Origin of the sequence: uncultured Clostridium sp. (genome assembly GCF_937920395.1) — a bacterium.
In the GTDB taxonomy this organism is placed as follows: domain Bacteria; phylum Bacillota; class Clostridia; order Clostridiales; family Clostridiaceae; genus Clostridium_AD.
In genome coordinates, this window is sequence record NZ_CALEVF010000047.1 from 1 (window position 1) to 23,516 (window position 23,516).

18 protein-coding genes are annotated in these 23,516 nt (G+C 33.6%); all 18 read left to right on the plus strand.

Features of this window, described 5'->3' with window-relative positions; translation table 11 throughout:
• Positions 1-80 precede the first annotated feature (80 nt).
• Entirely contained in the window at positions 81-2,363 is a 2,283-nt protein-coding gene (locus tag Q0649_RS05535; RefSeq protein WP_298838540.1) for a glycoside hydrolase family 3 C-terminal domain-containing protein, read from the plus strand.
• A gap of 47 nt (positions 2,364-2,410) precedes the next feature.
• Positions 2,411-4,882, plus strand: a complete 2,472-nt coding sequence (locus Q0649_RS05540; RefSeq protein ID WP_298838543.1) for a glycoside hydrolase family 2 protein — start codon at positions 2,411-2,413, stop codon at positions 4,880-4,882.
• 12 nt (positions 4,883-4,894) lie between these two features.
• Positions 4,895-5,956, plus strand: a complete 1,062-nt coding sequence (locus Q0649_RS05545) for an electron transporter RnfD (RefSeq protein ID WP_298838546.1) — start codon at positions 4,895-4,897, stop codon at positions 5,954-5,956.
• A gap of 133 nt (positions 5,957-6,089) precedes the next feature.
• Positions 6,090-7,934, plus strand: coding sequence for an ABC transporter substrate-binding protein (locus Q0649_RS05550; protein ID WP_298838549.1), 1,845 nt, complete (start codon positions 6,090-6,092; stop codon positions 7,932-7,934).
• Positions 7,935-8,062: 128 nt separating this feature from the next.
• Positions 8,063-9,067, plus strand: a complete 1,005-nt coding sequence (locus tag Q0649_RS05555) for an ABC transporter permease (protein WP_298838552.1) — start codon at positions 8,063-8,065, stop codon at positions 9,065-9,067.
• Between the two features lie 16 nt (positions 9,068-9,083).
• A complete protein-coding gene (locus tag Q0649_RS05560; RefSeq protein WP_298838557.1) occupies positions 9,084-10,325 on the plus strand; it encodes an ABC transporter permease in 1,242 nt (413 codons plus the stop codon).
• Positions 10,326-10,335: 10 nt separating this feature from the next.
• A complete protein-coding gene (locus Q0649_RS05565; RefSeq protein ID WP_298838560.1) occupies positions 10,336-11,343 on the plus strand; it encodes an ABC transporter ATP-binding protein in 1,008 nt (335 codons plus the stop codon).
• Positions 11,336-12,154, plus strand: coding sequence for an ABC transporter ATP-binding protein (locus tag Q0649_RS05570; RefSeq protein ID WP_298838563.1), 819 nt, complete (start codon positions 11,336-11,338; stop codon positions 12,152-12,154). The genes Q0649_RS05565 and Q0649_RS05570 overlap by 8 nt, the downstream gene beginning before the upstream one ends.
• Positions 12,155-12,471: 317 nt before the next feature.
• A complete protein-coding gene (locus tag Q0649_RS05575; protein ID WP_298838566.1) occupies positions 12,472-14,379 on the plus strand; it encodes an acyl-CoA dehydrogenase family protein in 1,908 nt (635 codons plus the stop codon).
• Between the two features lie 52 nt (positions 14,380-14,431).
• Entirely contained in the window at positions 14,432-15,631 is a 1,200-nt protein-coding gene (locus Q0649_RS05580) for an FprA family A-type flavoprotein (protein ID WP_298838571.1), read from the plus strand.
• A gap of 168 nt (positions 15,632-15,799) precedes the next feature.
• The gene (locus Q0649_RS05585) at positions 15,800-16,213 is read left to right on the plus strand and encodes an Rrf2 family transcriptional regulator (RefSeq protein ID WP_298838574.1); all 414 of its coding nucleotides are present in this window, start codon (positions 15,800-15,802) and stop codon (positions 16,211-16,213) included.
• A 157-nt stretch (positions 16,214-16,370) separates the two neighbouring features.
• A complete protein-coding gene (locus tag Q0649_RS05590) occupies positions 16,371-17,372 on the plus strand; it encodes a LacI family DNA-binding transcriptional regulator (protein ID WP_298838577.1) in 1,002 nt (333 codons plus the stop codon).
• Positions 17,373-17,488: 116 nt separating this feature from the next.
• A complete protein-coding gene (locus tag Q0649_RS05595) occupies positions 17,489-18,277 on the plus strand; it encodes a gluconate 5-dehydrogenase (protein ID WP_298838580.1) in 789 nt (262 codons plus the stop codon).
• Between the two features lie 37 nt (positions 18,278-18,314).
• Complete coding sequence (locus tag Q0649_RS05600; protein ID WP_298838583.1) at positions 18,315-18,956, plus strand: RpiB/LacA/LacB family sugar-phosphate isomerase; 642 nt, start codon at positions 18,315-18,317, stop codon at positions 18,954-18,956.
• 171 nt (positions 18,957-19,127) lie between these two features.
• Positions 19,128-20,243, plus strand: coding sequence for a lipocalin-like domain-containing protein (locus Q0649_RS05605; protein WP_298838586.1), 1,116 nt, complete (start codon positions 19,128-19,130; stop codon positions 20,241-20,243).
• 173 nt (positions 20,244-20,416) lie between these two features.
• Positions 20,417-21,538 carry an efflux RND transporter periplasmic adaptor subunit gene (locus Q0649_RS05610; protein ID WP_298838588.1) on the plus strand — a complete coding sequence of 374 codons (1,122 nt, stop codon included), beginning with the start codon at positions 20,417-20,419 and terminating at the stop codon, positions 21,536-21,538.
• On the plus strand, positions 21,538-22,230 hold the full coding sequence (locus tag Q0649_RS05615; protein ID WP_298838591.1) for an ABC transporter ATP-binding protein: 693 nt from the start codon (positions 21,538-21,540) through the stop codon (positions 22,228-22,230). Before Q0649_RS05610 ends, Q0649_RS05615 begins: the two co-directional genes overlap by 1 nt.
• A gap of 47 nt (positions 22,231-22,277) precedes the next feature.
• Positions 22,278-23,510, plus strand: coding sequence for an ABC transporter permease (locus Q0649_RS05620; protein ID WP_298838594.1), 1,233 nt, complete (start codon positions 22,278-22,280; stop codon positions 23,508-23,510).
• Positions 23,511-23,516: the final 6 nt, after the last annotated feature.

Sequence of the window (23,516 nt, forward strand, 5' to 3'; positions counted from 1 at the left end):
TAACGGCTTAAAAGTTAGGCGGTTCAATGATTGCAGAATTGCGCAATCGGCTAAAGGTTAAATATATAAGGAGGAATATCATGAATGTTAGAAAAATTATTTCAGAAATGACTATTGAGGAGAAAGCAGGTTTATGTTCAGGACGTGATTTTTGGCACACAAAGGCGATAGAGAGACTGGGAGTTCCTGAAGTTATGGTAAGTGACGGGCCTCATGGACTTCGTAAACAGGATCAAAATGCAGATAATCTAGGTATAAATGATAGTATTAAGGCAGTGTGTTTCCCTGCGGCTTGTGCAATGGCTGCATCTTTTGATAGGAAACTTATTTATGAAATGGGAGAAGCAATAGGCAATGAATGCCAGCACGAGAATGTAAGCACGATTTTAGGACCTGCGGTAAATATAAAACGTTCACCATTATGCGGTAGAAATTTTGAATATTTCTCTGAAGATCCATATTTGGCAACCGAAATTGCTACAAACCATATTAAAGGTGTACAAAGCAAAAATGTAGGGACAAGCATGAAACATTTTTTGGCTAATAACCAAGAACATAGAAGGATGAGTGCAAGTTCTGAAATTGATGAAAGGACGCTTAGGGAAATCTATCTTGCCGCATTTGAAGGTGCAGTAAAAAATGCAAAACCGTGGACTATAATGTGCTCTTATAATGCAATAAATGGAACACTTGCCTCAGAAAACAAAAAATATCTTACAGATATATTAAGAGGTGAATGGGGTTTTGATGGTTATGTTATGAGTGACTGGGGAGCGGTTAATGATAGAGTTAAAGGAATAGAAGCAGGACTTGATCTCGAGATGCCTGGGTCCAACGGTGTAAACGATGACAGAATTGTAAAGGCAGTAAAAGAGGGAAGATTAGACGAGAAAATAGTAGATCAGGCAGTGGAAAGAATTTTAAATGTAGTGGGTCGATATATTAAAAACCGAAAACTAGATACTAAGTGGGATATGGAAGTTCATCACGAACTTGCTAGAAAGATTGAAGGGGAATGTATGGTGCTCCTTAAAAATGAAGGCATTTTACCTCTTTTGAGCGGTAGTAGAACAGCATTTATCGGGGAGTTTGCAGATAAACCAAGATATCAGGGGGGAGGAAGTTCCCATGTTAACTCCTTTAAAATAGTAAGTGCACTGAAGGCTTCAAAAGGCAGGGCAGATGTCATATATGCACAGGGGTATAACAATAATGAGGACGTAATTGATGAAGAGATGATAAGCAAGGCTTGTGAGGTGGCAAAGAGTTCAGAGAGCGCTGTTATATTTGCTGGACTTCCTGATTCCTTCGAATCTGAAGGATATGACAGAATCCATATGTCCATGCCTAACTGCCAGAATGAACTTATTAAGAGAATTGTCAAAGTACAACCCAATACGGTAGTTGTGCTTCATAATGGTTCTCCAGTTGAAATGCCTTGGGCGGAGGATGTTAAAGGAATACTAGAGGCTTATCTTGGTGGCCAGGCTGTAGGGGAAGCGTGCATAGACGTACTATTTGGAGATGTAAACCCAAGTGGTAAATTACCTGAAACATTCCCGAGAAAACTTCAAGATAATCCATCTTACTTATATTATGGAGGAGAAGGAGATAAGTCAGAATATAGGGAAGGCGTATTTGTAGGGTATAGGTATTATGATAAAAAAGATATGGATGTTTTATTCCCATTTGGGCATGGCCTTAGTTATACCACATTTAATTATTCAAATTTGTTGTTAAGTTCAAAAAAAATAAAGGACACCGGTAGTATTACAATCACTGTGGATGTTACAAACAGTGGAGATAGAATGGGTAAAGAGATTGTACAGTTATATGTAGGTGCAAAAGAGTCTAAAATTATAAGACCTTTGAGAGAACTGCGTGGGTTTGAAAAGGTAAGTTTAAATCAGGGAGAGACTAAAACTGTAACATTTGTTTTATCTAAACGCGCTTTTTCATATTATAATACACAAATTCACGATTGGTATGTTGAGACTGGAGATTATCAAGTTCTTATTGGAAAATCATCGAGAGATATTGTATTAAGTGATACGGTTCATGTAGAAGCTTCAAAAGAATTACCTTTTAAATTAACTGTGAATACTACCTTTGGTGATTTGCTTGAAAGACCAGAAGCCGTAAAGGAATTAAAATCACTCATAGACATAGTAAAAACATCCATGGAAGAGATGGGAAAAGGAAAAGATGAAGAAAAATCAGATGCAATAAGTGATGATATGGGCAATGCTATGCTAAAATATATGCCTATACGTGGAATCCTAAGTTTTGGAGAAGGTAGTATAACATATGATGAAATTACTAAGATAATAGATGATACAAATAAGAAGTTATATGAAAAATAACATAAAAAAATATCATCCTCGTAGCAAGGCGATGAATGGAGGAAAATATGATTATTCAAAAATTAAATGATGGCTTTAAGATGAAAACTATGGGTGATGAAGAATTTATGAATGCTTCTGTACCAGGTTCAGTTTATAATGATTTAATTGAAAATCATAAAATGGACGACCCATATTACCGTGACAATGAGATAAAAGCTTTAAAGCTTATGGAGCAGGATTATGAATATAAAAGGAGCTTTAATACATCAAAGAGTATGCTAAGTTGCGAAGAGGTTATGTTGCATTTTGATGGACTAGATACCCTTGCAGATATTTATCTTAACGGTAAACATATTGCATATGTTAATAATATGCATAGAACATGGGAGTTTGAAGTAAAGAAACACATTAAAGAAGAAAATGAATTAAAAATAGTATTTCATTCCCCAACTAAATTTATAAAAGAAGCAGATAAAAAACAACATATTGGAGGCTCTGATGATGCTATGAGAGGATTTCCTCAGCTTAGAAAAGCTCATTGTATGTTTGGATGGGATTGGGGCCCAAGGCTTCCTGATATGGGAATTTGGAGAAATGTTTCTCTTTTGGGAATAAGTAAAGCAAGGATAGATAGTGTCTACATTAGCCAAGATCATAAAGATGGTGAGGTAACACTTGGTTTTCAGGTGGACATGGCACGGACTGAAGGCAAAACTGGTTTAAGATTTAATGATGATGGAAATAAAGCAATAAGACGTGGTTACTCCTACAGGGTTATTATTACAGACCCTGATGGGAAAGAGCTAGTTTATAACGATTCACCGGTCAAGATCGTACTTGATAATCCAAAGATTTGGTGGCCTAATGGATATGGAGATCAGCCATTATATAGGATAAAAGTAGTGTTAATGCATAGCTCTGAAAACCTGGATATTTGGGATAGGAGAATTGGACTTCGAACTATGACTATGAACATAACGCCAGATGAGTATGGTGAGAGTTTTGCCCATGAAGTAAATGGTATAAAAATATTCGCAATGGGTGCAGATTATATACCAGAAGATAATATATTAGGTAGGGTCACACCAGATAGAACATATAATCTTTTGAAACAGTGTAAGGATGCACATTTTAATGTAATACGAGTATGGGGTGGAGGTAATTATCCCTATGATGAATTTTGGGATGCCTGCGATGAATTAGGACTTATTGTATGGCAGGATTTCATGTTTGCATGTGCAAATTATGATCTCACAGAAGAATTTGAAGAAAACATTATTGCGGAATTTAAAGATAATATTAAGAGAATTAGAAGTCATCCATCACTTGCCCTTTGGTGTGGAAATAATGAGATGGAAATGTTTGTAGCTGATGGTAATTGGGATCTTACGCCAAAACTTAAGAGTGATTATATAAAAATTTTCGAATATATTATTCCTAAGGTATTAAAAGAAAATGATCCTCAAACATTTTATTGGCCAGCAAGCCCATCATCGGGAGGTGGATTTGATAATCCAAATGATGAAAATAGAGGTGATGTGCATTATTGGGATGTATGGCATGGAAGTAAGCCATTTACAGAATACAGAAAGTTTTTCTTTCGTTATGTTTCTGAATTTGGATTTCAGTCATTTCCTGCACTTAAAACTGTAGAGACATTTACAAAACCTGAAGACCATAATATATTTTCCTATGTTATGGAAAAACATCAGAGAAATAATGGAGCTAACAGTAAGATAATGAGTTATATGGGTGCCACATACTTATATCCTAATGATTTTGATAAGTTAATCTATGCATCACAACTACTTCAAGCAGATGCCATTCGTTATGGAGTGGAACATTTTCGTAGAAATAGGGGAAGATGCATGGGGACTATTTACTGGCAATTAAATGACTGTTGGCCGGTTGCGTCTTGGTCATCCATAGATTACTGTGGCAGATGGAAGGCTTTACATTATTATGCTAAGAGATTTTTTTCACCGCTTATGATTTCATGTAAAGAAGAAGGAACATTAACTCAGGATACAAATGTTAATGCTGAGCCTTATGAAGTGAAAAAATCTATTCAGCTGTGCATAGCAAATGAATCTTTGAGTAATGAAAAGGTTACAGTAAGATGGGCACTTCGTAATAACAAAGCAGAAATAAAAAAAGAAGGAGAATATGAAGTAATAGCTGAAAAATTATCAAGTAAGTGGCTTGATATCGTAAGTATGAAGGAAGCATCTCTTTATGAAGACTATGTAAGTTATGAGATGTTAAAAAGTGGTAAGAGAGTATCTCGGGGAACTGTAATATTCTGCGCTGCGAAACACTTTAAATTTATTGATCCAAAATTAATCTATAAAATAGATGGAGATGAAATTATAGTTTCAGCTAAAAGTTATGCAAAAAGTGTAGAGATAATAAATGAAAATGATGACATGCTTCTTGAGGATAATTATTTTGATATGAATGGAGACGAAAGAAGGATTAAGATATTAAACGGTATACCACAAGGGATAAAACTTAGAAGTGTTTATGATATCAGATAAGAAGGTGAAAAAATGGATTTAAAAGAAAGCGAGAAGCTTGTAAATGCAGATCTAGAAGGATTGGTATACAGCGGAAGAATTGATTTTACAAATCCTCTTGCGCCAATATTTATATTCCCGGCAAGTTCGGTTTCAATGTTATTTACAGGTTGTAATCTCAAAATATTAGTAAAAAACAACCATAGTTATTATGATAACTATATAGGATATATATTAGACGGTGTGCAAAAAAAGGTTCTTTTATCAAATGATGACAGTTTGCAGGAAATAACACTGGCAAATGATTTAACCTGTGATAAATCCCATGAATTAGAACTTTTTAAAAGACAAGATGCTTGCCATGAATTCACCTTTTATGGGTTTATTGTGTCTGAAGATAGTAAGATATTAATTCCTCATAAAAAGCCTAGAAAATGTATAGAATTCTATGGAGACTCAACAGTTGCTGGAGAGTTTATTGAGGCAAAGGATCATGAAGGTAACCTAAAACATAATGGGGAATATTCAAATGCTTGGAATTCTTATGCTATGATAACATCTAGAAATATGAAGGCACAGGTTAGTATCATAGCACAAGAAGGCATATCTCTTCTTGATCATAGTGGCTACTTCCATGCACCAGAGTGTATTGGAATGGAAAACATATATAATAAACTTCATTTTAATCCAGATATAGGGGAAATTGTTAAGTGGGATTTTAGAGGATATACACCACAAATTGTGGTAATTGATATTGGACAAAATGATGCAGTTCCAGTGGATTATATGAAAGAAGATGAAAAGAGTGATAAGGCAAAGATATGGAGTGAGCATTACAAAAAATTTGTTCTAAATATACGAAAACATTATCCAAATGCTTTTATAATACTTACTACCACAATTATGAATCATCATTCTTCATGGGATCGTGCAATTGGTCGTATTTGCCTTAATATTAATGATTCAAAAATAATTCACTTTCTTTATTCCTTAAATGGACGAGGAACGCCTCAGTACATTAAAGGAGCAGATGCTGAGCAGATGGCTTTTGAACTTAGTATATTTTTTAAAAGTTTTGGACCAGAAATTTGGTGACTAATCATATAAATATCAATATAATATGTAATATATTCTAAATATTTCTTCTAAAACGTTTACAAAAGTAGTATAATAAATATGTACAATAAAATACTCAATATAAAACTATATTTTAAAGGGGGTTTTTTAAATGAATAATCGCTGGAAAAAAGTCTGTTCTTTATTGACAATAACAACAATGGTCGCAACAATGGCTATGGGATGTGGAACAAAAACAACTACTAAAACAGCTCCAAAAGTAGCAGCCACAAAAACTACTGATAAGAGTTCTACTGCAAGAAATGAAACAGTTTACTTTAATGGACAACAATGGGGAGCAATCAATGATTGGAATCCGCTATCTAGTAACTCAAATAATGCTATGGGTATTGGACAGAAGGATTCTGCTAGGACGTTAATATATGAAACATTGTATATGTATAATATGTTAGACGGCAAAATGTATCCACTTCTTGCAGATGGGGATGCAGTATGGAATAGTGCTCGTACAATACTTACAGTTAAAATGAATAAAGATGCAAAATGGAGTGATGGGACAGCAGTTACTGCAAACGATGTAGCATATACATTTGATACAAATGTTAAATATGAGAGTGCTGCCGGTTCAGATTATAAAACTTATATAAAAAGTGTAGTAGCAAAAGATGCTTCTACAGTTGTATTTACTGCACAATTAAATAGCGCAGGGGTTGCTGTAAATCCATTAAAGGTTACAGAATATCTTCCAAAGCAATATGTAATGCAAAAATCATATTTACAGAAAGTTGAAGCCAGAGACAAAAATGACGCTACCAAGATTAAAACAGATAAGATGAGTGATTTAGTTGCATCTGGTCCATATAAACCTTTTATAGCAAATGACCAAAAAGTTGTATTTAAAAGAGATGATAATTATTGGGGAAAGGTAGCTTCTTTATGGGGTAAACTTCCAGTTCCTAAATATATTGCTCATAATATATTCAAAGATAATGCTGCCGGAGACACTGCATTTAAGACTGGTCAAGTTGATGTTTCGCAGCAGTTCATAAGTAATGTACAAAGTATGATGTCAGGCGGAAAAATATCGACATATTTACCTGAATCACCATATTATTTAGCAGCTACAATGCCAACAGCATATTTTAACATAAAGAAACCAGGACTAGATCAAGTTGCAGTTCGTAAAGCAATTGCCTTGGCAGTCGATTATGATCAAATCATAAAAACGGCTATGAGTGGTTATTCTCCATCATTTAAAGAGGTACCACGTTCTTTAATGAGTCCAGTAGCTACAGAACAAGCATTAATAGATAAGCCTGCATTAAAGAGTGTTCAGTGGAGTGGAAATGACATTGCAGCAGCAAAAAAACTTTTAGATGCCGCAGGTATTAAAGATACAAATGGTGACGGAATTAGAGAATACAAGGGTAAAAAACTTTCATTTAAGGCTGAATGTCCACAAGGGTGGTCTGATTGGAATGCATCTCTTGAAATTGTTGCAGCAGCTGGTAAGAAAATCGGTATTGATATTACCACATATTTCCCAGATGCCAACACATTTTATGATGATTTAGGAAATAAGAATTTTGATATAGCTATGTATAGCCCATCAGCAGCAGGCATCTCCAATCCATGGACACGTGCTTTTGGAATATTATCAAGTTCTTATAATAAAATGAAAACTCAGATGATTGGTAACTTTGGCGGATATGCAAATGCAAGAGCTGATCAATTATTAGAATTAATTCCTCATGAGACAAATCAAGCTAAACTTAAAACTTATTATACAGAATTATCAAAGATTTATTTAACAGATGTACCATCTTTCTCATTAATGTATAGACCAGAAGTATTTTATACAGTTAATGAAACTATATGGACAAATTATCCAGAACAGGGTGTAAAGTCTGACAAAGGCATTGCAATACCTCCATATGATTTAACAGATGGTTATGGTATAGCAGGACTTTATACAATTAAACTAGTAACTAAGTAATAATTGGGAATATAACTAAAATCTTTGCAGAATATGTTTAAATAACTAGCCATGTATTTTAGGTAATTAGTGAAAATCATGGCTAGTTTTTATCTTAAATCATATTACTAGTGTGAGGTGATGATGTATTGAAAGGTTATAAGAAATATTATTCAAATAAGATTATATGGTATTTATTGACTCTTATAGTAGCAGTATTTTTAAACTTTATATTGCCTCGGCTTATGCCAGGTAATCCAGTATCAGCGATTGCTCTAAGAGCAACAAAGGGCATGACAAATCAGACAGCTATACAAAAAATTTATGAAGATTATGCTAAAACATTTGGAATAAATCAACCGATGTATATACAGTTTTTTGAATTTGTTAAGAACTTATTTCAAGGTAATTTAGGTGTTTCTTTCACATATTATCCAAGGACTGTATCAGATATATTGTCAAAATCCGTATGGTGGACAATATGTTTACAGTTACCAGCTATTTTAGTTGGATGGATTTTAGGTAATGTTTTAGGCGCAATAGCAGCATATGCAAGGGGTGTATGGGATAAAGGTGTACTTCCAGCTTTCTTATTTTTAAGTAATATGCCAGCATTTGGAATGGCTATTTTATTACAATTTATATTTGGAGTTTATTTAAAATGGTTTCCCACTGCACTTGGATATGGATATGATTTAAATCCGAATTTCAGCCTTAATTTTATAGGATCAGTTATTTATCATTATCAGCTTCCCTTTTGGTCCATTGTACTCATTACAATAGGTGGACAGGCAATTGGTATGCGATCTATGTCAATTTATGAACTTAATGAAGATTATGTTAAATACAGCCGTTTTTTAGGCATTAAGGATTCAAAAATTATAAAATATGTTTTTAGAAATTCAATGCTTCCTCAGATTACAGGGCTCGCATTATCGCTTGGAACTATGGTGGGTGGTGCATTAGTTTCAGAGATTATTTTCAGTTATCCGGGTATTGGAACTACTTTACTTGCAGCTATAACTGGAAGAGATTATCCACTTATTTCAGGGTGTACATTAATTATTACAATTATGGTGCTTGTTGCAAACCTGGTTGTTGAGATACTTTATGGGTTTATTGATCCAAGAGTTAAGGCAGCACAGCAGGACTAATATAGGAGGTGTTTTTATGAAAGATATGATAAAACAAGTATTTCATTCCTCTAAGTTTGTTGTTGGGTTTGTTATTTTTATGATTATGTTTTTTATGATTATATTTTACCCTTTGTTTATAAAAACAGATCCACTTGATATGGTAGGTGGGTTGTTCTATAAACCAGGTACATATATAGCTGTAAAAGATGTGTTACAGACTGATGACTATACATTGAAAATAAATTCAGCTTCAGTACAACTTAAAGCTATATCAACTACAGATAGACAAAGTATGGCTGACTGGCTTATTAAATTTGGTAATGTAAAGAAATCTGAAGTAGATGTAAAGGATGTGGCAACTCTTGTTAAGTTATGGCAGAGTAATTATAACTCTAAAGCCATCCAAACAGGATTGCTTACAGCTGAGAAGATGAATTATGTGAGGTTAAATATTAAGATAAACAAACTAATTAGTAATAGCGATGTATACATAGCATCGAAAAATAGTAGTGGAGTATTAGAGGCAACTAACCCCATTGATTCACAGACTTATGTTAACTCCAAGGATATTGTAAATAAAAGAAGCTTTATTTTGGGAACTGATAACTTTGGGCGTGATGTATTTACAGAACTTGTGTCAGCTACGGGTACATCTTTAAAGATTGGCCTGGTTGCAGGAACTATAGCTACGCTTATTGGACTCGTGTTAGGACTTTTGGCAGGGTATGTTGGGGGAGTTTTAGATGATTTCATTATGTTTGCTACAAACATATTTACAGTTATTCCTTCTTTTATTCTTTTGGTATTAATATCATTTAGCGTAGGTCAAAGTGCAAGAGGGGTTATGCTGACAGCAGCGATTATTGGGTTCACGTCATGGCCATGGACCACAAGATCCGTACGTTCTCAGGTTATATCCCTAAGGAATCGTAATCATGTTAGTCTTTCAAAATTATCTGGTCATAGCTTACCTAGAATTGTTTTGACAGATATTCTGCCATATGTGGCTTCTTATGTAGTTATGGCATTTATACTTCAGATATCTTCTGGAATTCTTGCTGAGGCACAATTGTCTATGATAGGTCTTGGACCAGCTACTACTAAAGTTTCTACACTTGGTCTAATGCTTAACTGGGCAATGGCATATAAAGCACCCCTTGCAGGAGCGTGGTGGGCTTTTCTACCAGTTATATTATCAATTACTTTAATATCATTTTCACTTAATTTGATGAATACAGGACTTGATCAGGTATTCAATCCACAGTTAAGAGATTAAGGAGGCATCTATGGGAAAAATAATGTTGGAGGTAAACAAATTAAATACAAAATATGTAACAAGGCAACGAGAAGGTGTTTACGCAGTTAATGATGTCTCCTTAAAAATAGAAGAAGGTAAATCGCTAGGAATAGCAGGTGAATCTGGATGTGGCAAGTCAACACTGGCACTTAGCATGATGGGATATTATTTTGCACCACTTCATTATATAAGTGGAGATATAATCATAGATGGGAAAAATATTTCCGGTATGAAACCAGATGATGTTCGTAGAAATATTTTGGGAAAGGAAATTTCATATATACCACAAGCAGCTATGAATGCATTAAATCCTACACAAAAAATTATAAGTTTAATACAAGATGTTGTTCATGCACACAACCCAAAGGCAACGGCTAAGGATATCCATGATCTTGCTAAAGAAAGATTTGAATTATTGGGGTTGCCCCCTGAAGTACTACAAAAGCATGCAGTTGAATTATCAGGTGGCATGAAACAACGTACAGTTATTGCAATTTCAACCATTCTTTCACCAAAGGTGCTCATTGCCGATGAACCTTCATCAGCGCTTGATGTTACTTCTCAGAAGATGGTTATTAAGATGCTTAGAAACCTTATGGAAAAAGGGTTAATAAAATCTATGGTATTTATTACACATGAACTTCCCCTTCTTTATAATGTAACCAATGATATTATGGTTATGTATGCGGGACAGATTATAGAAAAAGGAACTGCCAAAGAAATGATATTTGATTCTATGCATCCTTATTCAAGGGGGCTCATGGGATCAATCATAGTACCTGAGGCTGGAATTCGAGATAAAAAACTTTCTGTTATTCCTGGTACTCCTCCAAATTTAAAGAATCCTCCTAAAGGTTGTAGGTTTGCAGAACGTTGTAAATATGTAAAACCTGAATGCTACGTTCAGAGTATTTCTCCAAAGATATTTGGTGATGACAGGATGTATTGCTGTGTTTATTCAATTGAGCAGCTTAAGGAGGTTTATGCAGATGAATAAGGAAAAATTGGTTCCATGCTTAAGTGGAAGAGGTATTACTAAGATTTTTGGAACTACTAAAATAAATACTGTCGCAGTGGATCATATAGATTTCGATTTTTACAAGGGAGAGGTTGTATCCATTGTAGGTGAAAGCGGAAGCGGCAAGACTACTTTGGCTCAGATGATATTAGGGCTCATTAGTGTAACCGATGGTGAAATAGGTTTTGAAGGTGCGAGGCGAGATCTATCTTCTCATAAAAAGAAAAAGGAATATTGGAGGGGAATACAAGCTGTATTTCAGGATCCGTTTGCTTCTTTTAATATGTTTTATAAGGTAGATGCCGTACTTTTGGATTGCATAAACATGAGAGGGGGAAAACATCTGCCAAAGGAAAAGAAGATAGAACTTATAACAGAGGCTTGTAGATTTGTAAATTTAAAATTTGCGGAACTTACAAATAAATATCCATTTGAGTTATCAGGAGGACAGATGCAGCGGCTTATGATTGCAAGAATTTTTCTGTTGAAACCCAAAATTTTAATTGCAGATGAACCTACATCAATGGTGGATGCATGTTCAAGAGCAACAATATTGGATATGCTTCTAAAATTAAGAGATGAAAATAGTATGACGATTATATTTATTACCCATGATATTGGGCTTGCATATTATGTTTCTGACAGTGTATATATTATGGAACATGGCAAATTTGTAGAACATGGAAGTGCAGATGAGGTTATATTAAATCCTCAAGAGAAATATACTAAGCGACTAATTAGTGATGTACCTAAGATTTATGAAAAATGGGATTTATCAACTGTTGGATAAAAAACAACTTAAAAAGTACTCAGTATGAAGTCAGTTTTAGGCGGTTAAAATATTAATAAAAACTGTATTGGATTATTCTAATACAGTTTTTTGTTTTTAAGATGGGTATCAATAGAGAAATATAAAAGAAAATGACGTAAAAAAGGTTTATACTAAGGTTGTAATGTGTATTTGGTAGGTATACAATGAAAGTATACGAGTTAAGTATAGTTTATAAGAATACGTTTACAAAATAATTGACTAAATTTATATTTTGATTTTGAAGATTTACAAAGCGATATTAATAAAACCGTATTAATTAAAGGGAGGTATTATATATGCTTTTTAAGACTATGGAGCAACATGAAAATTTAAGGCTGAAAATTAGAGAGTTTGCCGAGGAGGAGGTTAAACCTATTGCATTTATGTTAGATCAGGAAAACAAATTTCCGGATGAGGTTATTAATAAATTAGCTGATATGGGGATGATGGGGATTCCATATCCAAAAGAGTACGGCGGAGCGGGTCTTGATGTAATGAGTTACGCAATTGCTGTTGAGGAATTATCAAGAGTGGATGGTGGGACAGGTGTAATTCTATCCGCGCATACATCACTAGGTTCTTATCCAATTTCAGCTTTTGGATCAGATGAGCAGAAACAAAAATACTTAGTTCCACTAGCGAAGGGAGAAAAACTTGGTGCATTCGGCCTCACTGAGGAAAATGCGGGTAGTGATGCAGGAGGTACGGAGACTACTGCAGTACTTGAAGGCGATTATTATCTTTTAAATGGTGAAAAAATATTTATAACGAATGGTAGTAAGGCTGATATTTATATTGTTTTTGCTATCACGACGCCAGATATAGGTATTCGTGGCATGAGTGCTTTTATTGTGGAGAAAGGTAGTGAAGGTTTTACCTTCGGTAAACATTATGACAAAATGGGTATTCGTTCCTCTGTCACTTCAGAACTGATATTTAGCGGCGTGAAAGTACCAAAGAAAAATCTTTTAGGTAAAGAGGGTGATGGTTTTAAAATCGCTATGTCAACGTTGGATGGTGGACGTATTGGTATTGCAGCTCAGGCCCTAGGCATTGCACAAGGTGCTTATGAGAACGCGCTTGAATACTCAAAAGAAAGAATCCAATTTGGCAAACCTATATGTCAACAACAGATTATCTCTTTTAAGTTGGCAGATATGGCAACAAAGCTTCGTGCAGCTAGATTACTTATTTACAGTGCAGCAGAGCTTAAACAAAATCATGAGAATTATAGTATGGAAGCTGCTATGGCTAAACAATATGCCTCTGACGTTTGCCTTGAAATTGTAAATGATGCACTTCAAATATTCGGTGGCAATGGCTATTTGAAAGGGATGGAAGTTGAGCGTGCTTATAGGGATGCAAAAATTTGCACAATATATGAAGGAACTAATGAGATTCAACGTGTCGTTATTGCTGCTCATATCATAGGTAAGATACCCAAAAATGAAAAAACAGGTAAAGCTACTAAGCGTGGACCTGCTACAGGTTACCGTAAAAAAGTAATTTTTAGCGATGGAACAGCTAGTGAAAAAGTAGATGCACTAGTGGGAGCTCTTAAGGCCGATAAATATGATTTTACAGTTGGAATTCCAATGGACACTCCTATAACTAAGGCTGAAAGAGTAGTTAGCGTAGGTCTAGGCATTGGTGAAAAGAAAAATATGAAGCTTATAGAAGAACTGGCAGTTCAAGCAGGGGCAGCCATAGGATCGTCTCGTCCAGTAGCTGAAACCCTTAAATATTTACCACTAAATCGTTATGTAGGTATGTCTGGTCAAAAGTTCAAAGGAAATCTTTACATTGCTTGCGGTATTTCAGGTGCTGGTCAGCATTTAAAAGGTATAAAGGATGCTAGTACAATTGTAGCTATAAATATTGATCCTAATGCGAAAATTTTTAAGAATTCAGATTATGGTATTGTTGGAGATATAATGGAAATAGTACCACTTCTAACGGCTGCTTTAGATAATGGGCAGGCAAAGAAAGATGCTCCACCAATGGTGAAGATGAAGTCCATAACTCCTAGAAAAATCATATCAAGTTGGAAACATTATGTATGTAATGGATGCGGTTATGAATACGATCCTGGTATGGGTGATCCAGAAGGAGAAGTAGATCCAGGTACTCTTTTTGAAAATATACCGAAAGAGTGGACTTGCCCTGCTTGTGGTGAAGAAAAAGATATGTTTATAGAAGTCTAATTACTATAATAATTAAATATAATAATGTGTTTTTAGTGTAAAGGAGGATTATATGTATTGTGTTAGAAATATAACTGAGGATCTTTATTGGGTTGGTGGAAGTGATCGACGTCTTGCTCTTTTTGAAAATATTCATCCCATTCCAAGAGGCGTTTCTTATAACTCTTATTTACTAATAGATAAGAAGACAGTACTTTTTGATACAGTTGATTGGTCAATTTGTCGTCAGTTCATTGAGAATATTAAGGAAGTTCTAGGTAGTAAATCCTTAGATTATCTGGTAATTAACCATATGGAACCAGATCATGCAGCGTGCATTGAAGAAATTATTCTCCGTTATCCTAATGTAAAAATTGTATGCAACCACAAAGCTTTCTTGTTCATGCATCAGTTCGGTTTCCATATAGCTGACAATGTAATAGAGGTTAGTGAAGGAGATACAATGACATTTGGAAAACATATAGTTACATTTGTGGCTGCACCAATGGTACATTGGCCAGAAGCTATGGTGACATTTGATACTACAAATGGTGTATTATTTTCTGCTGATGCTTTTGGTTCTTTTGGCTCCTTAGATGGCAAGCTTTTTAATGACGAAGTTAACTTTGACCGTGATTGGATTGACGATGCTCGAAGGTATTATACAAATATTGTAGGTAAATATGGTCCTCATGTTCAAGACCTTTTAAGAAAGGCTGGAACTATTGACATCAAAATTATCTGTCCACTACATGGACCAGTATGGCGTAATAATTTGGGATATTTTTTAGATAAATATGATAAATGGAGTAGGTATGAACCTGAGGAAAAAGGGGTAATGATCGTTTATGGAACAATGTATGGCAATACGGAGGCGGCGGCAAATGACTTAGCAACAAGGCTCGTGGAAAGGGGAATGACGAATGTTGTAATGTATGACGTTTCAAAAACTCATGTATCATATTTGATTTCTGAGACATTCAAATATAGTCATGTGGTTCTTGCCTGCGTAACTTATAACTTGAAAATTTATCCGCCAATGCTTTCTTATATAATGGATATGAATGCATTAAATCTTCAAAAACGGACTTTCGCTCTTATAGAAAATGGTTCATGGGCTCCTCAATCTGGTAAATTGATGCGTGAACTTTTGGGCGAGATGAAAGAAATGACTATTTTAGACAATGAGATGTTAATAAACTCTAGTATGAAAGAAGAAGACGGGGATTTAATGGATACCCTTGCAGGTAACATTATTGACTCAATGAAGTAATTCTAGGAAAACATAATTTTGGGACCTGTTCATAGATAAAATTTTTGTGAGCAGGTTCATTTTAGTGTATATGGTAACACTTTGTTTTTATTACCTTTTGTTGACAAGGAAGAATAAAGGTCTTAAAGTATAAAGTATACCCAATGGGTATACTTAGGGAGATATAATATGAAAATAACACAAGAGGCAGATTATGGTCTTAGAGTAGTAATTTATTTATGTAAATTAGGTTACGGTGAAAAGGCGGAATCAAAAGTAATTTCAGAAAAAGAGGGTATACCACTAAGATTTCTATTAAAACTTTTAAGGAAGCTAATACAAGCAGATATTATAAGATCTTATAGGGGAGTAAAGGGAGGATATGCTATAAATAAATTGCCAGAGCAAATAAATTTAAGAGAGGTTATTGAGGCAATAGATGGTCCAATATGTGTTAATAGATGTGTAATCCAGCCAAGCTTTTGTAATTCCAATAAAAGTGCTGTATGCGTTGTGCATAGAGCTATGACAAAAGTACAAAAAAGTTTAAATGCAGAACTAGAAAGTATAAATTTCAAACAATTAGTGGACGGAGAAATATGAAGATATTTATCTATTTTATGCAAAGAATATAAATATACAATGCAATCTATTACTGTTTATTTAAGGGATTAATAAAAACGATTTAGTAAACTAGTTTACTAAATCGTTTTTTTATGTTAATATAAGAGTATAAAATTATTTAAATATGAGGTTAGATATGACGAATACTAGTAAGATTACGATTAGAGAAATTGCAAATTTGGCAGGTACTTCCAAAACCACCGTTTCTTTTTATTTAAATGGTAAAACGGAGAAGATGTCTGAAAAAACAAGACAAAGAATAGCTGAGATAATAAAGGAAACAAATTATAAACCTAGTATTGCTGCTAGAAGTCTAAATTCAAAAAGTTCTAAGCTACTGGGTATAATGATTGGAGATATTACTAATACATTTTCAAATCAAATTGTTAAAGGAATCGAAGATATAGCAAGCAAAAATGGTTATCAACTTATTGTAGCAAATAGTAATTATGATTATGTAAGAGAAGAAAATCTTATAGATAGAATGTTAGCTATGGGTGTTGATGGGTTTATTGTCCAACCTACAATTCAATTTAAAGAAATCTCTAAAAAAGCGAAAAAACCAATGGTTTTCTTTGATAGTAATGTATATGATTATAAAACAAAATGGGTAAAAACAAATAATTATGATGCCACTTATGAAGCAACACTTGCTTGTGTAAATAATGGATATAAAAAATTTCTTTTGATCACAGCAGATCCAAGTTTATTGAGTACTAGGATTGAAAGAACTTCCGGATACATTGATGTTTTGTTAGATCATAATTTAGGTTATGAAAAATTAATTGTTGAAGATGACGATGAAAGTAATCCTAAAAAGATACTGGATTTCCTTGTTAAACATATTAATGAAAAAGAAAAGGAATTAATTTTTGTTCCAAATTGCTGGGCTTTACCAATGGTATTTATTGCACTAAAAGATTTTTATCATTTAATGCCGAATTTAGGTCTTATGGGATTCGATAACACTGAGTGGACTAATTTTGCGGCTCCAAGTATAACAACTATTGTGCAACCTGCTTTTAAGGAAGGACAACAAGCAGCGAGTATCTTAATTGATCAAATTGAAAGTAAAAATGAAGAAAATGGTCAACAAGTACTAAATTGCATTGTAAATTGGAATGAATCTACATTGTAATATACAAATAGTATTTTTAAAATTTATTAAAATAACAGAAAATTTTAAAGAAACATATAAATAATATATATTTCTTTAATATATATAAATATTATAAATTCGAGGAGGAATATTTTATGAATATAATTAAAAAATTTTCATTAGAAGGTAAAGTTGCATTAGTTACTGGTGCATCATATGGCATTGGATTTGCCATTGCAAAGTCTTATAGTCAAGCAGGAGCAAAGATAGTGTTTAATGATATTAATCAAGAACTTGTTGATAAGGGAATAAAAGCTTATGAAGTAGAAGGTATAAAAGCACGTGGATATGTATGCGATGTTACAGATGAACAGATGGTAAATGAATTAGTTAAAAAAATTGAAAAAGAAGTTGGAGTAATTGATATTCTTGTAAATAATGCAGGTATAATTAAGCGTGTTGCAATGATTGACATGAAGGCTGAAGATTTTAGAAAGGTTATAGATGTAGATCTAAATGCACCATTTATAGTATCCAAAGCTGTAATACCATCAATGATTAAAAAGGGACATGGTAAAATAATAAATATATGTTCAATGATGAGTGAGCTTGGACGAGAAACTGTTTCAGCTTATGCAGCTGCAAAAGGTGGACTTAAGATGTTAACTAAAAATATAGCAGCTGAATATGGCGAATACAACATTCAATGTAATGGAATTGGACCCGGATATATAGCAACACCTCAAACTGCACCACTAAGAACTGAGGGACATCCTTTTAATAATTTTATCATATCAAAAACTCCAGCTGCACGTTGGGGAACAACAGAAGATTTAGTAGGACCAGCTGTATTCCTTGCATCTGACGCATCAGATTTTGTCAATGGTCATGTGTTATATGTAGATGGTGGAATACTCGCTAGTCTTGGAAAACAACCAGAATAAGATGTTGTTTACATTATCTACAATAGGAGGAGTTTAAATGAAAATAGCTTTAATTAATGAGAATAGTCAAGCATCGAAAAATGGAATAATATACGAGACATTACAAAAAGTAGTGTTGCCAAAAGGCCATGAAGTATTTAATTATGGAATGTACAGTTCTGATGATGATGCACAATTAACATATGTTCAAAATGGTATTTTAGCAGCCATATTATTAAATTCAGGAGCAGCTGATTATGTAATAACTGGATGTGGTACTGGAGAAGGAGCAATGCTCGCATGTAATTCATTCCCAGGAGTAATATGTGGACATGTAGAAGATCCTTCAGATGCATATATGTTTGCACAAATTAACGATGGAAATGCAATAGCAATGCCTTTTGCAAAAGGATTTGGATGGGGGGCAGAATTAAATTTGGAAGACATATTCGGGAGATTATTCCAAGGAGAAAGCGGCACGGGATATCCAAAGGAAAGAGTTATTCCAGAACAAAGAAATAAAAAGATCTTAGATGAAGTTAAAAAAGTAACATATAAAGATATGACAACAATTTTAAAAGATATAGATCAAGATCTTTTAAAGGGTGCTATAAGCGGAGCAAAATTCAAAGAATATTTCTTTGCCAATTGTAAATGTGAAGAAATGAAAGAAATAATTAAAAATATATTAGAAAAATAATATATACTTAAATATAGAAGAACTAGAATCAGGTTTTCTTAATCTGGTTCTTTTTTATATTTAGGGAAAAACAGTATTATTAGCCACAAGCATGGGTAAAATTAAGTGCTATAAAGCAAAAATAAAGCAAAAATAAATGAGGATATTACATTAGGATAAGGTGGGTGAGCAATGAATGAAAAAGCGGTTTTAGGCAAAAGCATTAGCTATTATCAGCGATTAGGCATCAATAAAAAACCCGCAATATGGGAAGATGGAATGAGAAGCACTGGGTGTAGAGGTACATATGAATGGTGGTATTTTGATGCTGAGTACTCAGATGGCACTAAAATAGTTGTTATATTTTATACGAAAAATGGATTTGATGTAAGAGGTCTTGCAAATCCAACAGCATCACTTGAGATAACTTATCAAAATGGTAAAAAGATATTAAAACACATTTCTGAGGGAAAGGGGCAAAAGATTCGTGCTTCAAAGGAGGTATGTGATGTATCAATTGGTCAAAACAGTATTAAATATTCAAAAGGTAATTATTTAATACATTTTATAGATGGCGATGTTGAATATAATTGCACAATGAAACCTAAATTGCCAATGTGGCGCCCGGGAACAGGACATTGGTATTATGGAGAAAAACAGGAATATTATTTTGCGTGGATTGTTGCACAACCATCTGCAGATATTAGTGCGACTTTAAATGTCAAAGGAAAAATTTTTGAGTTAAAGGGTAAGGGATATCATGACCACAACTGGGGTAACATACATATGAGAAAACTCATGAATCACTGGTATTGGTGTCGTGCAAACATTGGACCTTATACAATCATAGCGTGTGATATTATTACGGAAAAAAAATATGACTATACTAGATTACCAGTAATAATGATAGCCAAAGATGGGATTATATTAGAGGATAATGAAGAAAAAACAGTAATTAAAAGATTAAATACTGAATATCACCCAATAACTAAAAAATTTATTGACAACAATTTGATGTTTATACATGAAGGGGATAATGAAATCAAATACCAAGTAGAATTTAAAAGAGAATATGATATTTTAGCTTTCAATATGATTGATAGATGGGGTATTGCTCCAATAAGAAATGCTATCGCTAAAGCTTTGGGGATCAATCCTACTTATATAAGATGTATTGGTGAAGTCAATCTAACGGTTGAACAAAATGGAAAAATAGATGTTTTTCAAAAGGAAGGATTATGGGAGCAGATGTTTTTCGACAGCAATAAAGATGCTATTATAAAAAATATAAAACCATCGATTAATTAATAAATTAGTTGATGGTTTGTGAAATAATGTAAAAGGAGTTATACTATAAATAATTGTGTATTGCACTAATTTAATAAAAATTTAATATTTAGATAAGAAAGTTTTAATAGTTACAGCGTAAAATATAAATTATTAGATTTCAGTCTAGAATTATAAATATGTAGGAGGTTATCATGAAAAAGAAAATTATTATTGGGGTAGTAATAGTAGCAATTATAGGTATTATTGGAGGGCTTAGGGTTTCTTCAAAAAATAGAAAAGAAGTTACGACTGTAAAAACTTCAAAGGTTGTAATGGGTGATGTGAAAATGTACTTATCCACAACAGCTACAATAAAATCTAAAAATGAAAAAGATTATTCGGTATCTGCGGCAACAAAAATTTCAAATGTTAAAGTTAGTGTTGGTGATAAAGTTAAAAAAGGTGATATTATATTAATTTATGATATAGCTGATTTGAACAATCAAGTTCAATCTGCTCAAATCAATTATGACAATGCTATATCTCAAAAAAAAGATGCTGTGAATAATAATGATGATGCAAAGGATACTATAGCAAATACAGCTGATACTCCTTCAAATACAGCAACGATTAGTACTGCTAAAGCAAGTGTATTGTCAGATGAAAAGATAAAACAGCTTGATAATGCTATTAAATCTACAGAAACAACTCTTGATTCAACAAAAATAAAATTATCGCAAAACTCGGATATTACATCTGATATTGATGGAGTAGTAACAGAAGTTAATGTTATAAGTGGTCAAACTGGAGCCCAGGGAACTGCTATAGTTATTCAGGACATATTAAATTTAAAGGGTGTTGTTAAAGTAGGTAAATATGATGCAGCTAAAGTGGCTCTCGGACAAGCATCAACAATTTTAAGCAATGGCAAGAGTTATAAAGCCAAGGTGTCAAAAATTTATCCAACGGCAACAATTAATACAACTGCTGCAGGTGGAGATACAACTTTAATAGTAGAACTTGATGTATTAGAACAGGCGCCGCAGTTAAAAGTAAACTTTGATTCAGATGCTGACATATTGCTTAAACAGGTAATGAATGTTGTGAAGGTACCTGCGGAGGCGATCTTAACTAACAAAGATGGATCAACATATTTATTTGTCATTAGTGATGGAAAAGCAGTTCAAAAAACTGTAAAAGTTGGACTTCAATCAGATACTGATATGGAAATCCTAAATGGTGTAAAAGTAGGTGAGAGTGTAATATTAAATCCAGGTAGCACCATTACAAATGGAGTATTGGTTAAAGATGCTACGAATGTAGGAGGAAAATAATGATAGAAGTAAAAGAGGTAGTAAAAAGGTACGTAACTGGAGATATTGATTTTACTGCACTTAAATCGGTAAGCCTTAAAATTGAGAAAGGTGAATTCACTGCAATAATGGGACCTTCAGGTTCTGGAAAATCAACTTTTATGAATATTTTAGGATGTTTGGACAGAATGGATACTGGTACATATTTTTTAAATGATCAGAATGTTTCAAATCTCGAGGATAACCAACTTGCACTAATAAGAAATAAAGAGATAGGATTTGTATTTCAAGCATTTAATTTACTACCAAGAATAACAGTACTTGAAAACGTGATGCTTCCAATGCTTTATGCAGGAGTGCCAGCAAAAGAACGAAAGGACAGGGCTCTTAGTGCACTTGAAAAGGTTGGGCTTACCGACAGAATTAAACATAGACCTAATGAAATATCTGGAGGACAAAAACAAAGAGTCGCGATTGCAAGAGCGATGGTTAACAATCCTGCAGTAATTATGGCAGACGAACCAACAGGTAACCTAGATACAAAGTCATCAATTGAGATTATGAAAATATTTCAAAATTTAAATGCTGAGGGGGCTACCATTTTAATGGTTACACATGAAGATGATATAGCAAAATGTGCGAAAAGAATTGTAAGATTCCTAGATGGAGAAATAGTAGATGACTACCCTGTTTCAGGAAGAACAATATTATAAATAATATATGAAACGTAAATATTTTAAACATAAAATGGAGGGTAGTTATGAATATTTTAGAGAGTCTTAAAATGGCTATATCCAGTATTTTATCAAATAAGATGAGATCTTTCCTCACAATGCTAGGAATTATAATAGGTATAAGCTCAGTAATTACTATTATTGCGCTAGGTAATGGAGGAAAAAATTATATTGGAGAAGAATTTGCTAAAATGGGATCAAATACAGTTACTATAAATGTGGATCCATCAAAAGTTGAGCAAACAAGCGATTATTTCACACTTGCTGATGTAAAGCAAATAAAAGATAGAGTAGATACTGCTAAGTACATTTCTCCAACCGTATCTAAGAAAGGCACAGCAAGGACTGATACAAAGACTAGCACAGCAAATGTTACTGGTGTTAATACAGATTATTCATTGATTAGCAATGTAGAAATTGTATATGGAAGATTCCTAAATGAAAGAGAAGTAGAGGAAGGTAAAGCGGTTGCAGTAATCGATCAAACCTCAGCTATATCTTTATTTGGTATTGATGATGCAGTTGGTAAATCATTTAAATTAGGACCAGTAGGTTCTAGTAAAAGTGCAACTGTTGTTGGTGTTTCAAAAGCAAGTAGTATGTTTGGAGGTAGTCGTAGTGGTCCACCAAGTAGAAATGGTGACAGCACACCAACACTTGTAACAGTACCAATTACATTTCTCCAAACATTATTTCCATTAGATTTTAATATATCCACGCTTACTATGACATCTACCTCACAAGCAAATTCAGTGCAAACTGGAAATGAGGCATTAAAAATTCTTCAGTCTAAACATGATAATAAAGCAATAGATCTTTATAAGGCGACTAATTCAGCTAGTATGCTTGAATCAATCAATCAAGTATTGGGAATTTTCACAACATTCCTTAGTTCAGTAGCTGCAATATCACTTTTAGTTGGTGGCATTGGAGTTATGAATATAATGCTGGTTTCTGTAACTGAGAGGACAAGAGAAATCGGTATCAGAAAAGCAATAGGGGCAACGACTAATGCAATATTGTTTCAATTTTTGACTGAGTCCGTAATATTGTCAGTTATAGGAGGAATTATAGGTATGACGCTTGGAATAGTCGCAGCTCAAATAATAGGATCGTTTGCTGGCATTACTCCTAGTGTTTCAATTATTGTTATATTAGAAACAATTTTGTTCTCATCAGCAGTTGGTATATTTTTCGGAATCTATCCTGCAAGAAAAGCTGCAAAATTAAATCCTATAGATGCTTTGCGTTATGAATAGAATTTA

What these genes read in the sequence shown, in the direction of transcription:
- Q0649_RS05615 (WP_298838591.1), top strand. Translation starts at nt 21,538, where the DNA reads ATGATAGAAGTAAAAGAGGTAGTAAAAAGGTACGTAACTGGAGATATT.
- Q0649_RS05620 (WP_298838594.1), top strand. Translation starts at nt 22,278, where the DNA reads ATGAATATTTTAGAGAGTCTTAAAATGGCTATATCCAGTATTTTATCA.
- Q0649_RS05585 (WP_298838574.1), top strand. Translation starts at nt 15,800, where the DNA reads ATGAAAATAACACAAGAGGCAGATTATGGTCTTAGAGTAGTAATTTAT.
- Q0649_RS05605 (WP_298838586.1), top strand. Translation starts at nt 19,128, where the DNA reads ATGAATGAAAAAGCGGTTTTAGGCAAAAGCATTAGCTATTATCAGCGA.
- Q0649_RS05540 (WP_298838543.1), top strand. Translation starts at nt 2,411, where the DNA reads ATGATTATTCAAAAATTAAATGATGGCTTTAAGATGAAAACTATGGGT.
- Q0649_RS05580 (WP_298838571.1), top strand. Translation starts at nt 14,432, where the DNA reads ATGTATTGTGTTAGAAATATAACTGAGGATCTTTATTGGGTTGGTGGA.
- Q0649_RS05560 (WP_298838557.1), top strand. Translation starts at nt 9,084, where the DNA reads ATGAAAGATATGATAAAACAAGTATTTCATTCCTCTAAGTTTGTTGTT.
- Q0649_RS05600 (WP_298838583.1), top strand. Translation starts at nt 18,315, where the DNA reads ATGAAAATAGCTTTAATTAATGAGAATAGTCAAGCATCGAAAAATGGA.
- Q0649_RS05535 (WP_298838540.1), top strand. Translation starts at nt 81, where the DNA reads ATGAATGTTAGAAAAATTATTTCAGAAATGACTATTGAGGAGAAAGCA.
- Q0649_RS05550 (WP_298838549.1), top strand. Translation starts at nt 6,090, where the DNA reads ATGAATAATCGCTGGAAAAAAGTCTGTTCTTTATTGACAATAACAACA.
- Q0649_RS05545 (WP_298838546.1), top strand. Translation starts at nt 4,895, where the DNA reads ATGGATTTAAAAGAAAGCGAGAAGCTTGTAAATGCAGATCTAGAAGGA.
- Q0649_RS05610 (WP_298838588.1), top strand. Translation starts at nt 20,417, where the DNA reads ATGAAAAAGAAAATTATTATTGGGGTAGTAATAGTAGCAATTATAGGT.
- Q0649_RS05595 (WP_298838580.1), top strand. Translation starts at nt 17,489, where the DNA reads ATGAATATAATTAAAAAATTTTCATTAGAAGGTAAAGTTGCATTAGTT.
- Q0649_RS05565 (WP_298838560.1), top strand. Translation starts at nt 10,336, where the DNA reads ATGGGAAAAATAATGTTGGAGGTAAACAAATTAAATACAAAATATGTA.
- Q0649_RS05575 (WP_298838566.1), top strand. Translation starts at nt 12,472, where the DNA reads ATGCTTTTTAAGACTATGGAGCAACATGAAAATTTAAGGCTGAAAATT.
- Q0649_RS05570 (WP_298838563.1), top strand. Translation starts at nt 11,336, where the DNA reads ATGAATAAGGAAAAATTGGTTCCATGCTTAAGTGGAAGAGGTATTACT.
- Q0649_RS05590 (WP_298838577.1), top strand. Translation starts at nt 16,371, where the DNA reads ATGACGAATACTAGTAAGATTACGATTAGAGAAATTGCAAATTTGGCA.